This is a genomic window from Amycolatopsis sp. cg5, from assembly GCF_041346955.1.
Classification (GTDB): Bacteria; Actinomycetota; Actinomycetes; order Mycobacteriales; family Pseudonocardiaceae; genus Amycolatopsis.
This window is the reverse complement of record NZ_CP166849.1, coordinates 7,478,143-7,493,053: the sequence shown is the minus strand read 5'-3', so window position 1 is coordinate 7,493,053 and position 14,911 is coordinate 7,478,143. Positions and strand designations below refer to the sequence as shown.

The window sequence follows — 14,911 nt, the reverse complement described above, 5'->3', positions numbered from 1 at the left end:
CGCAAAAATGGGCATCCGTTCGCCGCGCGTGATCGGCCGGGACAGCGAACTCGGCGAGCTCCGGCGAGCGACCGACGAGGCACGTGCCACGCGGGGTGGCGCGGTGTTCCTCGTCGGCGAAGGCGGGATCGGGAAGTCCCGGCTGGCCGCGGAAGCGGTCAGCCGGGCGGTGGCCGCCGACATGCCGGTGCTGCGTGGCCGGGCGAGCTCGATCGGCCCGATGGTCCCGTTCCGGCCGCTGGCCGAAGCCCTGTTGTCGCACTTCCGCGGTGGACGGCCGCCGGACGTGCCCGAACTCGACGCCTACATCCCGGTGCTGGCACAGCTCGTCCCCGACTGGATCAGGGGCGAGCGGATGAGCGCCTCGCTGGTGGTGCTGGCCGAAGCGGTGTTCCGGCTGCTGTCGGTCACCGGCCGCGAGCGTGGCTGCCTGATCGTGCTCGACGATCTGCAGGACGCCGACGCGGAAACGCTGTTCATCCTCGAGTACTTAGTGGACAATCTCGCGTCCACGGGCGCGTTGCTCGTGGGGACGTTGCGCAATGAGCCTTGTGAAGCGCTGAGATTGGCCCGTTCGGCCGAACAGCGCCGAACCTGCACCATGCTCGAACTCAGCAGGCTCGATCGCGGGGACATCCGACGATTGGCGGGCGCCTGCCTGGAGGTCGAGCCCGATCAGGTACCCGCGGCCGCAGCGGACCTGTTGTGGCGCAACAGCGCCGGAATTCCTTTCGTGGTCGAGGAACTGCTGCACGGCATGCTCAACGACGGCCTGCTCGTCGAGGGCCGTGACGGCTGGCAGGTCGTCGGCGAACTGCGCGCGCGGGTGCCTGCCGCGCTGGTCAACAGCATCGCCGCGCGGATGGACCAGCTCGGTCCCGAAGGCGAGACGCTGCTCGCGGTCGCCGCGATCATCGGCGGGCGGTTCCCGCTGTCGGTCGTGCAGGCCGTGACCGGAATGGACGATCGCACCCTCCACAACCACCTGAGCGCCGGTGTCGCCGCGCAGCTCGTCACCACCGACGAGACCACGCTCGGCTGGTACGCGTTCCGGCATCCGCTGACCGCGGAAGCGTTGCTGGCCAGGCTTTCCCCGGCGAGCAAGGCGAACCTGGCGCAGCGCGCGGCGGACGCCGTCGAGGCCCAGTACCCGGGGCTGCCGGGCGAACTCTGCGTGCTCGTGGCGTCGTTGCGGCTGACCGCGCACCAGGAGCACGCGGCCGGGCTGCTGTTCGCCGACGCGGGACGCCGCGCGCTGGAGACCGGCGCGGCGGATTCGGCCGTGACGCTGCTGACCAAGGCGCGGGAGCTGCTGGCAGGCGCGCCACCCGCCGACCGCGCCGACGTGCTGGAGTCGTTGCTGCACGCGCTCGGCCAGGTCGGCCAGTTCGACCGCGCGGTGCAGCTGTCACCCAGTTTCGTCGAGATCGGCATGCTCGAACGCGCCGCGCGGCTGCACACGCAACTGGCCTGGGTCGCTTACATGGCGGGCAGGCACAACGACTGCATGAACCAGATCGAGGCCGCCCGCGCGCCGCTGGGCGCGCAGATGTCCGAGGCGCAGCAGGCCGCGATCGACGCGGTGGAGGCCAACTTCTGGCTCGACGTGCCCGGCCCCGACCACACCAGGCGGGCCGAGAACCTGGCCAGGCAGGCGTGGAGCTACGCCGAGCGCGCGAACTCGCCGATCGTGGCCTGCCAGGCGTTGCAGGCACTCGGCATGGTCGCGCTGGAACGCGATCTCGACGAGGCCGAGCAGTACTTCCAGCGGGCCAGACGGGTCGCCGAGGACAACCAGCTGCACCACTGGCGCACCCAGGTGCTGGTGCGCCTCGGCGGGCATCAGGTGCTGGCCAACGGCGACGAGCGCACGCTCGACCTGGCGCGCGCGGAGGCGCAGCGCACCGGCGCGATCCCGCTGACCTGTGTGGTCGACTCGGTCCGCATCCTGCACACGATCATGCGCGGCGAGTTCCCGCGCGCGCTGGAGCTGCTCGACCAGAACATGGCCGTGCTGGCGCGCCTGCAGCTCACGGCGCTGGCGCAGTACGCGCAGATGACGCGTGCGATGGCGGCGGCGCATCAGGGCAACCGGCACGACATGGAACTCGCGCTCGAGGACTTCCACCGCGCGGGCGGCGAGTCGGCGCAGGAGATGGTGCTGTGCATCGGGCTGGCGCGGGTGTTCTGCTCGCTGCTGGAGGAGAACGCCGACCGTGCCGTCCGCGAGCTGAACCAGGTCGTGGAGCTGGAGGCGGCCAACCCGAGCCGGTTCCACCTATCCGGGCAGCATGGGCTGCGCGTGTTGATGGACGTGCTCGCCGGCGAGTCGGGGGAGCATCGGTTCGTGACCTCGGCGGTGAGCCGGATGCGCTGGAACCGGCAGTTCGTCGGGCTGGCACAGGCGGTGCTGCTGGGGCGGCAAGGTCACGTCGAGCAGGCGAACAAGGCCGCCGCGGCCGCGATGGAGGCGTCGTCGCCGTATCCGATGGCCCGGCATCTCGGGCTGCGGCTGGTCGCGGAGTCGGCGGCGGCCGACGGCTGGGGCGACCCGGTGACCTGGCTCAAGGAGGCCGAGGAGTACTTCCACCAGGTGTCGATCCCGGCGGTCGGCAGCGCGTGCCGCGGCCTGCTGCGCAAGATCGGCGCGCCGGTCCAGCAGCGGCGGACCGGCGTGGAGAAGGTGCCGGGCAAGCTGCGCGCGGCAGGCGTGACCGTCCGCGAATACGAGGTGCTGCAACTCTTGGCGGACCGCATGGGCAACAAGGACATCGCGCAACGCCTGCACATTTCGCCGCGCACGGTCGAAAAGCACGTCGCCAGCCTGATGGCCAAGTCCCACCAGCAGGACCGGGCGGCGCTCTCCGAGTTCGCCAAACACGAGTCGTGAGGTCACGAGCTTTGTGGCGCCGCAGCTCCGTCGAGGAGCGCTGTGAGGCCGAATTCGAAGGTTCTCCTCAGTTCCGTCTCCCAGAAGCTTTCTGGCTCCTCCAGGCTGACGGGATCGCGTTCCGTTTCGAGCCGGGTCACGTGCGGGAAGCGGTCCCCGAAGTCGGGCGCGACCTCCCGCAGCAGTGACGAGCGCGCGATCCACCAGTCCTCGTCGGTCACCCCGGTCGCCTTCGCGGCCTCCCGCGCCTCCGCGACCGACTGCGCCCCGGCGCGCACGTGCTGCGTCAGCGCGCCCGCGAGCCGCCGGATCCCGGGGGAGCCGAGGCCGCTGCGATAGAGGACGGCCAGCAGGGTTTCGAGGCTGACGTAGCCGTTCGGGCCGAGGACCGGGCGGGCCTGTGAGACCTGGAGCATCCAGGGATGGCGCAGGTAGAACGCCCATTGGTCGTCGGCCCACGCGGTCACCGCGGTCCGCCACCCGCCGTCGTAGCCGGTCGGGAGTTCGGCCAGCGCGGTGTCGTACATGAGGTCGATCAGCTCGCCCTTGTTCGGCACGTAGGTGTAGAGCGCCATCGCCGTGCGGCCGAGCCGGTCGCCGACCGCGCGCATCGACAGGCCGGTCATGCCCTCGGCGTCGGCGACGGCGATGCCGGCCGCCACGATCGCCTCGACGCTCAACGCCGGTTTCGGGCCGGGACGGCTCGCCGGTTCGGTGGTGCGCCACAGCAGGGCCATCGAATGACCGGCATCGCCCTGGCCAGCGAAGACGACCAAGATTGCATCTCCTTACGGCGTAAAGTAACCTCGTCCGAGTAACTCTTTACAGCATAAAGTATCAGGAGTGAGCACACATGGCGGAGTCATTGGTCGGCCTGCTGGACGTCGTCGAGGTACGGCGGCTGACGCCCCGGATGACCAGGGTGAGGTTCACCGGTGACGGCCTGCGCGACTTCCCGGCGTGGCCGGATCAGCAGCTCAAGCTCTGTTTTCCCCGGCCGGGTCAGTCCAAGCCGACGCTCCCCGCCGAGGATGCCGCCGACGTGATGCGCTGGTATCAGGCGTTCATGGCCATTCCCGAGGAGGAACGGCCGTGGATGCGCAGCTTCACCGTCCGGCATGCCGATCCGGCCGCGGGGACGATCGACGTCGACTTCGTGCTGCACGGGGACTCGGGCCCGGCCTCGCTCTGGGCCGAGTCCGCCAAGCCCGGCGACACGCTCGGCCGCTACGGGCCGTCGGCGATCTACGCGAGGCCGCTCGGGGAGGCCGATCGCTACCTCTTCGCCGCCGACGAGACCGGGCTTCCGGCCATCGGGACACTGCTGGAGTCACTGCCCGCCGGCGCGCACGCCGAGGTGTTCATCGAGGTCGCCGACGCGCTCGAAGAACAGAAGCTGGACGCCGACGTCCACTGGCTGCACCGCGGCGACGTCCCCGCCGGGCAGAGCACGCTGCTCGTCGACGCCGTGCGCGCCGCCGAACTGCCCGGGATCGCTTGGCTGGCAGGGGAAGCCGGGATCGTGCGCACCCTGCGGCGCGACCTGGTGGCGCGGGGCGTCGACAAGAAGTCGATCGAGTTCGCCGGGTACTGGCGGCTCAAACTGACCCAGGACGACGCCCCGACCCCCGAAGACCTGGCCGAGGCCCAGGAGCGCATGGCGGACTAGGGCCGGGATAAAGCCCGCTTTACTCCCGGGGATAAAGCGGGCTTTATCTCGCGGAGTAAAGCCCGCTTTATCCCGGTCCTCTAGTAGACGAGGGTGACGGTGCTGAGGCCGAAGCGGGGGTGGAGCTTGAGGAGGAGGCCGCCGAAGGGGCCGGGTTTCGTTGACCAGCCGACGGTTTTGTCCGTCAGGGAGCCCGTTGTCTCTTGGGCGGGCCTGCCGTCGATGAGGACCGTGCGGGGTTTCGCCTGGGTGGTGACCATGACCTGGGTTTCGCGGGGCGCGCCGGTGAGGACGAGGTTCGTGGTGCCGTGGGCGGTGTGGCCGAGGAAGGTGCCGCCGGTGGGGCTGGTGGCGTGGGTCAGGCCGTCGCCGGGCGCGTAGGTCCAGCCGCTGCGGTCCTCGCGGTCGAGGTCGTTGACGTTCCACGGCCGCGGCCAGACGTCGTCGACGCGCTGGTTGAAGCCGATCGCCGCGCCCGCGCGCAGATACAGCGGGAAATCGTCCAAAGTGGAGTCGCGGACGAAGCGCTGGCCGCCGGTGACGACCGCGCCGGTGTGCAGGTCGATCCAATTGCCGGACGGCAGGTACACGTCGACCGGCGTCGGCACACCGGCGGCGGCGTCGGCTTCGTTGCGGTCGGCGGACACCGGGACGGCGAGCAGGTCCTTGCCGACCATCATGTGCTGGTCGGCCGTCCAGGCCTGCTCGTCGGCGGGGTAGTTGTAGGCCAGCGGGCGGGCGATCGGCTCGCCGGTGCGGGAAGCCTGCTGCGCCAGGCCGTAGAGATACGGGAACAGGGCGTAGTGCAGCAAGACGCTCTTCTTGAACCGGGCGACCGTCGCGTCGTCGTACTTCCACGGCGTCGCGTTGCGGCCCGCACCGCCGACCTCGAACACTGGCGACACCGACGAGAACTGGCTCCAGCGGGTGAAAAGCGTTGGGCCCGGGTAGCCGGACGGGCCGCCGTTGAAGCCGCCGGTGTCGGTGCCCCACACCGGGTGGCCGGTGAGCCACATGTTGAGGCCGCGGGTCACCGAAAGGCGCATGCCGTCGAAGGTGGCCTGCGGGTCACCGCCCCACACACCGTTCACAATGGACGGAACGCCGGTGTAGCCGCCGCGCCAGAGCATCGTGTACTGGTCGCCGTAGAGCTTGCGCAGAACGTCCACAGTGGCCTGCGCGTAGCGGGTCGGGTTGGTGTTCATCAGGTCGGTTCCGGTGCCTGCGGCGAACTTGGCGTCCTCGAGCTCGAACTCCTCGCCGCGGTCGCCCTTGACCATGTCGATGCCCAGTGAGAAGAGCTTTTCCAGCTTGGCCTTGAAATGCGCGAGCGTGGCCGGGTTGGTCAGGTCCAGCTGCAGCGGGTCGGTGGTGCGCGCGGTCTGGATGAACGAGCCCGGGGGATAGTCGGTGGGCGGGCACGGCCTCCCGCCTGCGACCTCACGGACGTGCGGCGAAATCCACAGTCCCAAGTGGACACCCATGGCCTTGAGGTCGGCGATCATCTGCTGGGGGTCGGGGAACTGGACCGGGTCGAAGGTCAGCGTCCCATTGCACGCCCACTTGGAGTTCTGGCTCTCCTCGGGGAGTTTCGTCGAGGTCTCCCAAGGGTTGTCGATCCATTCGGTCGACATCGGGATGCCTCGGCCGATCATCTGCTTGACGTCGTCGACGACGGTGGCCTGATCGGCGACCGTGTCACGCCAATGCGTCAGCGCGAACTGGCGCACCGGCGGCATGGTCGGGTGACCGGCCTTCGCGGTGTACGCGCGGACGACGTCGGACACACTGCCCGCGTAGAGCTCGTAGTCGAGGCGGTCGGTCTTGAAGCACAGCTGGGTCCGGTCGGGCAGGCCGAGCAGGACGGGGCAGGGCGGCGGGCTCGTGTTGCAGTGCGGCGGGTCGTCGACCGCGTTCGGCATGGCGATGCGGCCGATCGCGTCGGTCTCGGGGAAGACGCCGTAGCCTTGGTTGCTCAGGAAGAACGGGCTCGGCATGCCGCTGCGGTTGCAGCGGTTGAGAGTGCCGGCGCTGGTGAAGAGTGCTTTGTTCATCAAGACTTTGTGGCGCAGGTCCGTGTACAGCGCGTTGGCGCCGCCGCCGAGGAAATGCTCGGCGTCGTTCCCGGTGAGCGACTCGTAGACCTGGGTTACGCCGGTCGGCGGCTCGAACCGCCACTCCACGCGCACACCGCGCGGCGTCGTCTTGACCGACACGCGCGCGGTGCGACTCGGCTCGTCGGTGGCGACGGTGTACGTCGAACCGTCGCGGCTGATGAGGTTCGTCAGGCGATGGGTCGTGCCGTCGGATGTCTGATAGGCCATCCGGCCGCCGGGGCCCGCCGTGTCACCGGCGGCCTGCGCGATCAGCGGGCGGCCGTGCGAGGTGAACGAGAGCCGGAACGGCGCCTTCTCCGCGGCCCAGCGAATGCCGTCGCCGGCGTGCTGAGCTGCGGCGGAAGGGACCCCGGTGCCCGCGGCGGCGACACCGGCGAGCAGCGCCACGGTCGCCATCGCCCGGCGGACGCCTCGCGAGCGTCGTCTCCTGATCGTGTGCCGCACACCGTTCATGACGCTCTCCTCCGTCGGCCGAGCCACGGCCGACAGAGTAACCATCCGATGTATCTACGCGGAAGACCTGCGAAAACGGGTGATATCGCCGTCCATATTGTGCGAACGACGACGAGACATCACACCACTCAGTAGTCGTCACGTCCGGTGAACGTCTGCTCCAAGATCTCCGCCGCGCCCGCGACGAGTTCCAGCGGATCAAGGAACTCGTTGATGTCCAGGTTGATCAGCGGCAGCGAATGCCGGAGCACCACGTGCTGTCCCATCACGGCCGCGCCGCCGACGACGATCGTGTTGCCGATCTCTTCGAGCACGCTCAGCAGATCCACCTGGTCGACGGTGGCGAACGGGGTGGCGATCTGCACCCAGTCTTCCTTCTGGTCCAGGATCTCGCGCTGGATGATCATCACCTGCGCCCGCTCTTCGGTGTCCTCGTCCGGCCCGAACGAGATCCGGATCCGGATCTCGTCGGGAGAGTCCCGCACCACCCGATAGCTCTGCCGGATGAACGTAGCCAGATCGCCCCAAGTAGCCACCGAGAAAGCTCCCTCTCCTTAAACGGAAGCCAATCCTAACCACCCCGCCGCAGCCCTTCGGCTGGGTCGCCGAACGTTGCGAACGAGGCGCCCGGTCACTCTGGGGCGGCTTTCTCGATCCGGGCCGAGTCGCTACGGCCTAGTCAGCTCGCGCCGACCAAGGTCTGTAAGAACGTAGAAGGGCTGAGCGTCGGGTGAGGGCTCGTCCCATCCGTCGGTGATCCAGCCGAGATTACGCAGAACGACCAGTAGCGAAGCCAGCCGTTGGTTCGTGACGCCTGCCGCACGACGAAGATCGCCAGCGTGAAAGCGGGCTTCGGCATCTCCGGCAAGGAACACCGTCGTCAGCCTGCGCACATCTCGAGCCCTTCGCATGAGTCGAGTCTAAACCTCGTCGTCCCGTTTTGGCAGGTCTGGCGGCCAGCGAAACCGGGTCGAGGGGTAGCCGCCACCTGGTCGTGTCGGCCCGGTTGGCTGCCGTGGCGGACGGCTGCCCGCATTGCCGAAGACCGTGTTTCCTTCCTGGCCGCCGGTGAGGCAGCTACGCCGATCGGGCTGATGTGGCTTTCGGTTCTTGGGCAAAGGCCTCTCCCTAGCGTCTCGGTGACGGTGGGGGCGGTGGGGGCGGCACGTTCGGCGGGCGGGAGTTAGGGTCCGTGGGGCTGGTGGGCCTGTCCTTGCCTGGCACCGACCGGGTCGGACCCGGTCCCGCTGGATTGCGTGGCACCGGCTACCCCCTAGATCTCGCACTCACCTGGCGCGAATGTCTGTCCACATAAGGCCGTGAGCACCCCGACGAACTCACCGACTGTGGAGGGCTTGTCAACTGCCACCAGCACGAGGTGGACAGTCCGGTGTGGTGCTCTGCGTACCCGCTCATGATCTCCAGATTGGGCCTGCTGGAAGGTTTGCCAGAGGGAAGGCGCTGGGGATGTCAAGGGGAGGGTGTGGGGAGAGTTTGGCTTTCGTGAACCAGCGACGCCCCGGTTACACTCCGCGCACAGGTTCAGCAGAGGAGCCCCGTCATGCCGGAAGCGAACGAGCTGCTGCGTGCCGCGCGTAAACGCGTGGAATCGCCCTCATCTCCCGGCGAACCGATGACGCGCCACGAGCTGGCCGACGCGGTCAACGCTCAGGTCTATCGCGCCAGCAACGGCACGAAGGTAACGGCCGTGGACGCCAACCACGTAGGCAAGTGGGAACGGGGAACGATCCGCTGGCCAGCGGCGTATTATCGAGCTGCAATCCGCGCAGTCCTCGACGTGGCAACGGATGCTGAACTCGGGTTTGCGCGACCAGCTAGCGGGAACCCTGACAACGTGGACCGAAAGACCTTCCTCAAGACCGCGCTGGGCACAGGCGCGGGAGTTCTGGTCTCCCGCCTTGGCCCTGGACCGATGGAGGACCCGCGCGAGCTGGCGGCGGCCGTATCTGGCCCGACCGCCTACTACCGGCGGATGGAATCGGCCGTGTCCTCCGAACAACTGGCCCCTGCGGTTGACGCTCACTTGGCCCTTGCCGCGGGCATCGTGAACACGACGTTGCGCACGTCGACCGGGTTCGGAATCCTCGCGGAGGTCGCTGGACTGGCCGCCTGGCTGGCAGCTGACCGAGGTGACAACGCCACTGCTCGACGTCGCTACGGCGAGGCCATGAGGCACGCCGAACGCGCCAACCATCCGCTGCTCGTGTCCTACATGACCGCCAGCCTCGGTCACTTCGCCGTGGAGGCTGGCCACGCTCGTCAAGGTGTGACCCTGCTCGATCGTGCCGCTTCGCAACTCGACAAGAATGCGCCGAGCACTGCCCGCGCGTGGCTCGCCTCCCTGCACGCCGTCGCCCACGCGTCTCTGGGAGACAAGACGGCCGCACTGGCGGCGCTGCGCGCCGCCGAAAGGCTGACTAGCCGCCAACGCGGTGAGCCTCAGTGGCCCTGGGTATTCGCGTTCGACCGGGCCAAGGTCGCGCGATATCAGGCCGGAGCACTCGGCCGTCTCGGTGATCTCCGCGCCGCGACCACTGCCTACGACGCTGCCCTGTCGACGCTGACCGGGCCGAAACCTCGGGCGCTGGCCCAGCTCGACCAGGCGCGAGCCATGGCGGCGGCCGGGCGGGTTGCCGACGCCTGCCACCTCACCGCCGAAGCTCTTCAAGTCGGTCGTGACTATGGCAGCGAACGCATCATCGCCCGTGTTCGCGACTTCCGGGCCGGGTTGCCCACCCGCACCACGATGGCCCGCGACCTTGACGACGCGCTCGCCGCGCTCTATGAGACGGAGAAGCCTTGACCCGCTTGGCCATCACCGGACACCGCGCACTTCCCGAGCAAACGGAACGATTGGTCGACCAAGCTCTACGAGCGGAGATCGAACGGCACGCCAACGGCTTGCTGACCGGCGTGTCGTGCATCGCTGACGGCGCGGACGCGCTGTTTGCCCGCGCTGTGCTGGACGCTGGCGGCGGCCTGGTCGTGATCGTGCCCGCTGCCGGCTACCGTGACGCTCTCCCCGCCGAGTATCACTCCACGTATGACGCGCTCATCGCGCAGGCCGGTGAGGTGATCAAGCTCGACCACGCCGAGTCCAATTCCGAGGCGCATATGGATGCCAGCCTGCGCATGATCGAGCACGCCGACGAACTTGTCGCGGTCTGGGACGGCAAGCCAGCGCGTGGCTACGGCGGAACGGCGGACGTCGTCGCCGTCGCGCGTGAGCGGGACATGCCGGTCACCGTGGTCTGGCCGGACGGCGCGACTCGTGAGTGACGTTGGCGGTCAGGTGCATCAGGCGAACCCAGCGGTCTCGAAGGCGCCCTGGCGCCGCGAAAACTTGATCGCGCCTAGATAAAACAGAGCCCGTCGACCTGGCTGGGTGGTCGACGGGTTCCGTCTCGAGCCGTGACGCCCGTAGTGAGGTGCACCCGTCGTACCCCACGCCACGGCTGGCCTCGTTGTCGCGCTCCGCCCTCGGGTCTCCCGTCCCAAGCGCCCCTTGAGGTTAAGCAACCGGGATGGAGCAGACCCTGTACCGGGGCTGGACGTCGTCAGCTCACTTCACAGTCGCCCTTGACCTGCGAAAACGTCGACAGGACTCGATTGGCGGTGGCGCGGGACCGGCATCTTCGGTGATGCTGCACCGGCAGGGACGCGGCACACGATGGGGATGCACATGGCGGACAACTGGCTGCGGGAGCGCCGGATCGGTGCTGGGCTGACCCAGTCGGAGCTGGCCGAGCGGGCCGGGGTGAGCCTGCGTGCGCTGCGCAACGCCGAGGTCGGCGGGGTGCGGCGGTCGCGGTCGGAGACGACGCGGCGGCTGCTGGCGGTGCTCGGTGCGGACGAGGCCGTGCGGATCGGGGTGCTGGGGCCGCTGACGCTGCGTGCCGGGGACGCCGCCGTGGAACTCGGGGCGGCGAAACAGCGGTGGCTGCTGGGTTTGCTGGCGCTGCAGCCGAACCAGGTGGTGCGGCGCGCCGAGATCGTCGAGCTGATCTGGGGTGATGATCCGCCCGCGACGTGGGCGAATCTGGTGCACACCTATGTCGCGCGGCTGCGCAAGGCGCTGGGGCGGCAGGAGATCGTGACGACCGGGGGCGGGTACCGGCTCGAAGCCGACGAGGAGCAGCTGGACCTGCTGCGGTTCGACGCCGAGGTCGCGCGGGGTGCGGCGGCCGAGGATCCGGTCGCGGCCGAGCGGCACTACCGGGCCGCGCTCGCGGTGTGGCGGGGGCCGGTGCTGGCCGGGGAGGACCGGTTCCGGCAGCATCCGGTGTGCCGGGCCGTCGCCGGGCGGCGGCTCGCGGCCGTGCTGACCTACGCGGACATCGCGCTGGGCTTGGAAAAGTACGACGAAGCCGCGGAACAGCTGCGCACCATGACCGCCGAGGAGCCGCTGCACGAGGGCGCGCACGCGCGGCTGATGCTCGCGCTCGCCGGCGCCGGGCAGCAGGTCACGGCGCTGCGGTTGTTCGACGACATGCGACGACGGCTCGCCACGGAACTCGGCATCGAGCCGGGCGCCGAGCTGCGGGAAGCGCAGCTGCGGGTGCTGCGCCGGAGTGTCCGAAGTGGACCGAACCGGCCCGCGCAGCTGCCGGGCGACGTCGCCGGGTTCACCGGCCGCGCGGAGCAGCTGGCCGAGCTGGACCGGCTGCTACTCGACGACGGGCAGGCCGCGCGCATCGCGGTGATCTCGGGGACCGCCGGGGTCGGCAAGCCCAGACCCGGAAAACCACACACTTTCACCCAGTTGGGCTAGTGGGGCAGGTTGGTGCAGGTCAGGAGGCCAAGGGAGGCGGGCTGTCCCCGGTGATCGTCGCTTCCGGCTCCGCGCGGTGGCCTCGCGCTGCTTCGATCTTCCGCTTGAACCCCGGGTCCTGTGTGGACTCGATGAGCGTCCACCAGACGCGGCGGTAGTCGTCCGGGTCCGGTTGCTGGTCGGGATCGGACCTTATCGCCGCGCATGATCGCGCCCGAGCATCGTTTGCCCTGGTAGAGAACGTTTGGCTGTGTCTGGGAGGGTCGGCCCGCCAGGGGTGCCCTGGTGTTGACCCGGACATAGTGGAAGGACCCACAAACGTGGCTCTGATAAGGCAAGTGGTTGAAGCGCGCCCGCGATCAGGCGCGGCAGTGCCCGCGGTGACTCCTGCGCAGTGGCAGGGGGAACGGGCATGATCGACGGGGAGTTGGAGACCGGCGAGCGCGCGGTCTCGGCGGACACGGTGGCGAAGTGGGGCATCGCGGTCCCGGACGGCTGGACGGTCACGGTTCGGCCGGACAGGTTCGATGCGGACCGGACCCCGCTGGATTTCGACCCGGGCACGTACTCGGCGCACGACTATAAGGCGTTCCTCGACAAGGAGCTGTCGTTCGTCGTCATGGTGGCCGAGGTGTTCGAGGACGGCGCGAGCCTGGCGCAGATCGAGGTCACCGGCATCGAGTGGCGGCACGGCGCGTCGAAGACGCCGCTGTACGTCGGCGATGCCGATGTGGACGCCCTGCTGCCCGAAGCGGACCAGCAAATGATGGTCGGCGATGCCGTCGATTCCGCGATGCGGGAGGTCGGGCGATGAGAGCACGCGAGTTGAGACAGGGCGAGCGAATCATCCCGGCTGCCGACCTCGCGCGGTGGGGCGTGGACATCCCGGATGGCTGGACGGTGACGATCCGGCCCGACGGGATCGACAGCAGCGCGCGGCCGATCGACTTCCCGGTTGGGCACTACACGGCCCACGACCATGACGCCTTCCTGCACAAGCGGCTGGTGTTCTTGGAGGTCATGGCGGATGCGTACAACAAGGACGGGCGCAAGGTGGGCTCGGACGAGATTGTCGGGGTGGAGTGGCGTCCGCCGCTGACCCCGCCGCCGCGCAGGGTGATCCCCGGCGAAGCCAATGTGGACGAGCTGCTGACCGAGGACGAACGGAAGCGGCTGGCCGAGAACGCCGTTGCCCATGGAATCCAGGCGTGGGGGCGGAAATGACCGCCGAGGACAAGCCCGTCGTGTACGGGATGCGGGCGGTGATCCTGCGGAGCTGGACGAACGCCGGGCCGAACCCGAGCCACGTGATTTGCGGCGACCCGGAAGCCCGGGAGGTGTACGTCGTGGGCGACGGCATCCCGCGCAGCTATCCCGTCTACCGCGACACGCCGATGGTCGTGCTCGGCGAGACCGCGCCGGGCTATGTGGTTGCCCGGCCCGCGTCGCGGTGTCCTCGGGACCGCAACGGGTACATGGCCAGCGGCGCGTACATCGTCCAATCCGGCTGCTACGAGGACTGGATCTCGGTGTTCGGGCATCCGCTGCCGATCCCGCTGCACGACCGCGCCGAGCGAAGGGCGTGGTGATGACGACCCTGCACAGCAACGTGACGGTCGACAACTACGCCGAGATCCTGGCGTTGGCCGAGGCTGCCGTGAAACCTGCCGAGGACAAGCGGGACCGGTTGAAGGCGAAGTACGAGGGGCGCACGGCGCCGCGTTCGGAGGCCGAGACCGATCCGGCCAGCGCCTTCCGACGCAGAACTCCGGGGCAGGCCCAGAAAGCCGAGAAGAAGTTCGAACTGGATATGGAGGCGTACAAGGACTTCCAAGCCGCCGAGCAGGAGTACCAACTCTGTTTCTCCCGGGTGGAGCGGCTGCGCAAGGTGGCTCCCGTCCCGTACACCGAGGACGACCTGCGGGCCGCGAACGCGGTGCGAACAGAGGACGGCTGGTTCCGGCTGCTCAAGGTCAACCGGAAGACCGTGAACGTGGAAGCGGGATTCCCGTGGCCGCATCCGGTCAAGCGGGAACGAGTACTCGAAGTCCGGCACGTGGAGGCAAGCGAATGAGCGACGAGGCAACGGATTTCGTGGAGGTGGGCCGACAGGCGTTCCACGCGGGCGAGCCCGGCATTCCCACGCTCAACGCCACGGTGCGCGAGGCGATCAAGGACATGGCGGTCGGCACGGGCGCGGTGGACATCTTCCTGGACTTCCAGAAGGGGTGGACCGAAGCGAACTTCGCCACCGGGATCACCGTCCACTTTGAGCATCCGACGAGCCCGGGAAAGGTGGCCTGCGCGAGCAGGAACGCCGAGCCGCTACTGACCGACAACCCACGGGCAGTCACCTGCTGGCCGTGCCGGGATACCGAGGACTGGCGGTCGTACGCGGACATGGCCGAGTTCGCGGACATGCTGCCCGAGGCGACCGACACGGAGCCGGACAAGATCGTGATCCTGCGGGAGGTGCGGGACAAGTTCTCGGCGCGCAAGATCGAGGGCGTGCCCGTCGATCCGCAGACCGCGAACGCGATCCTGACCGTTTACGACGCGGAGAAGGTCAAGGCGCACCCGAACTTCCGGGAGAGGTTCGCCGCCTTGCCGATCCTGCGCATGGCTGAGGTCGCGTGGAAGCTGGTGAAACCCAGCCGACCATAAATCCCCCGATAAATTGCCCCCGGCTGAACCGTGACGGTTCAGCCGGGGGCCTTTTTTGCGTTCTAGCTATCGACGATTAACACGGGGTCGGCGAATGCGGTCAAGAATGGAATCGAATGAAGCGAGCTGACATTCTTCGCCAGCCCGCTTCGCATTCGACGTCTCGCATTCCGCGTTGCGCATCCACCTCCGTTGCCTTCGTCCGCTGTCCTGTCTGTCGCCATGACACGCCCGCCCGCCGTCAAGATCAACGCGAGACGGGAAGCTTCGCTCGATCGGAGAATAAGCCCGCCGGTTGTCAACACGGGGTGTGCACGACGCGGCGG

Annotated in this window: 13 protein-coding genes; 10 read left to right on the top strand and 3 right to left on the bottom strand. The window is 68.7% G+C overall.

Going from position 1 to position 14,911, the window contains the following annotated elements:
- Window positions 1-7: 7 nt before the first annotated feature.
- Window positions 8-2,890, top strand: coding sequence for a helix-turn-helix transcriptional regulator (locus AB5J62_RS33845; protein ID WP_370944070.1), 2,883 nt, complete (start codon window positions 8-10; stop codon window positions 2,888-2,890).
- A gap of 2 nt (window positions 2,891-2,892) precedes the next feature.
- On the opposite strand, the gene AB5J62_RS33840 is transcribed toward AB5J62_RS33845, so the two are convergent.
- Window positions 2,893-3,666, bottom strand: a complete 774-nt coding sequence (locus AB5J62_RS33840) for a TetR/AcrR family transcriptional regulator (RefSeq protein ID WP_370944069.1) — start codon at window positions 3,664-3,666, stop codon at window positions 2,893-2,895.
- A 77-nt stretch (window positions 3,667-3,743) separates the two neighbouring features.
- On the opposite strand from AB5J62_RS33840, the gene AB5J62_RS33835 reads away from it, so the two are divergent.
- The gene (locus AB5J62_RS33835) at window positions 3,744-4,559 is read left to right on the top strand and encodes a siderophore-interacting protein (protein ID WP_370944068.1); all 816 of its coding nucleotides are present in this window, start codon (window positions 3,744-3,746) and stop codon (window positions 4,557-4,559) included.
- An 80-nt stretch (window positions 4,560-4,639) separates the two neighbouring features.
- On the opposite strand, the gene AB5J62_RS33830 is transcribed toward AB5J62_RS33835, so the two are convergent.
- Complete coding sequence (locus AB5J62_RS33830) at window positions 4,640-7,129, bottom strand: glycoside hydrolase family 31 protein (RefSeq protein WP_370944067.1); 2,490 nt, start codon at window positions 7,127-7,129, stop codon at window positions 4,640-4,642.
- A gap of 128 nt (window positions 7,130-7,257) precedes the next feature.
- Entirely contained in the window at window positions 7,258-7,665 is a 408-nt protein-coding gene (locus AB5J62_RS33825; protein ID WP_370944066.1) for a hypothetical protein, read from the bottom strand.
- 1,025 nt (window positions 7,666-8,690) lie between these two features.
- Here AB5J62_RS33825 and AB5J62_RS33820 point away from each other — a divergent pair.
- The 8 genes from AB5J62_RS33820 (at window position 8,691) to AB5J62_RS33785 (ending at window position 14,585) form a co-directional block, all read left to right on the top strand.
- Window positions 8,691-9,953 (top strand): hypothetical protein, encoded by a 1,263-nt coding sequence (locus AB5J62_RS33820; RefSeq protein ID WP_370944065.1) that lies wholly within the window; start codon window positions 8,691-8,693, stop codon window positions 9,951-9,953.
- Window positions 9,950-10,429 (top strand): hypothetical protein, encoded by a 480-nt coding sequence (locus AB5J62_RS33815; protein ID WP_370944064.1) that lies wholly within the window; start codon window positions 9,950-9,952, stop codon window positions 10,427-10,429. The genes AB5J62_RS33820 and AB5J62_RS33815 overlap by 4 nt, the downstream gene beginning before the upstream one ends.
- 403 nt (window positions 10,430-10,832) lie before the next feature.
- The gene (locus AB5J62_RS33810; RefSeq protein ID WP_370944063.1) at window positions 10,833-11,921 is read left to right on the top strand and encodes a BTAD domain-containing putative transcriptional regulator; all 1,089 of its coding nucleotides are present in this window, start codon (window positions 10,833-10,835) and stop codon (window positions 11,919-11,921) included.
- A 412-nt stretch (window positions 11,922-12,333) separates the two neighbouring features.
- The gene (locus AB5J62_RS33805; RefSeq protein WP_370944062.1) at window positions 12,334-12,735 is read left to right on the top strand and encodes a hypothetical protein; all 402 of its coding nucleotides are present in this window, start codon (window positions 12,334-12,336) and stop codon (window positions 12,733-12,735) included.
- Complete coding sequence (locus tag AB5J62_RS33800) at window positions 12,732-13,145, top strand: hypothetical protein (RefSeq protein ID WP_370944061.1); 414 nt, start codon at window positions 12,732-12,734, stop codon at window positions 13,143-13,145. Before AB5J62_RS33805 ends, AB5J62_RS33800 begins: the two co-directional genes overlap by 4 nt.
- Window positions 13,142-13,510, top strand: a complete 369-nt coding sequence (locus AB5J62_RS33795; RefSeq protein WP_370944060.1) for a hypothetical protein — start codon at window positions 13,142-13,144, stop codon at window positions 13,508-13,510. Before AB5J62_RS33800 ends, AB5J62_RS33795 begins: the two co-directional genes overlap by 4 nt.
- Window positions 13,510-13,995, top strand: coding sequence for a hypothetical protein (locus AB5J62_RS33790; RefSeq protein WP_370944059.1), 486 nt, complete (start codon window positions 13,510-13,512; stop codon window positions 13,993-13,995). Before AB5J62_RS33795 ends, AB5J62_RS33790 begins: the two co-directional genes overlap by 1 nt.
- Window positions 13,992-14,585 (top strand): hypothetical protein, encoded by a 594-nt coding sequence (locus AB5J62_RS33785; RefSeq protein WP_370944058.1) that lies wholly within the window; start codon window positions 13,992-13,994, stop codon window positions 14,583-14,585. The genes AB5J62_RS33790 and AB5J62_RS33785 overlap by 4 nt, the downstream gene beginning before the upstream one ends.
- The last annotated feature ends 326 nt before the right edge of the window (window positions 14,586-14,911 follow it).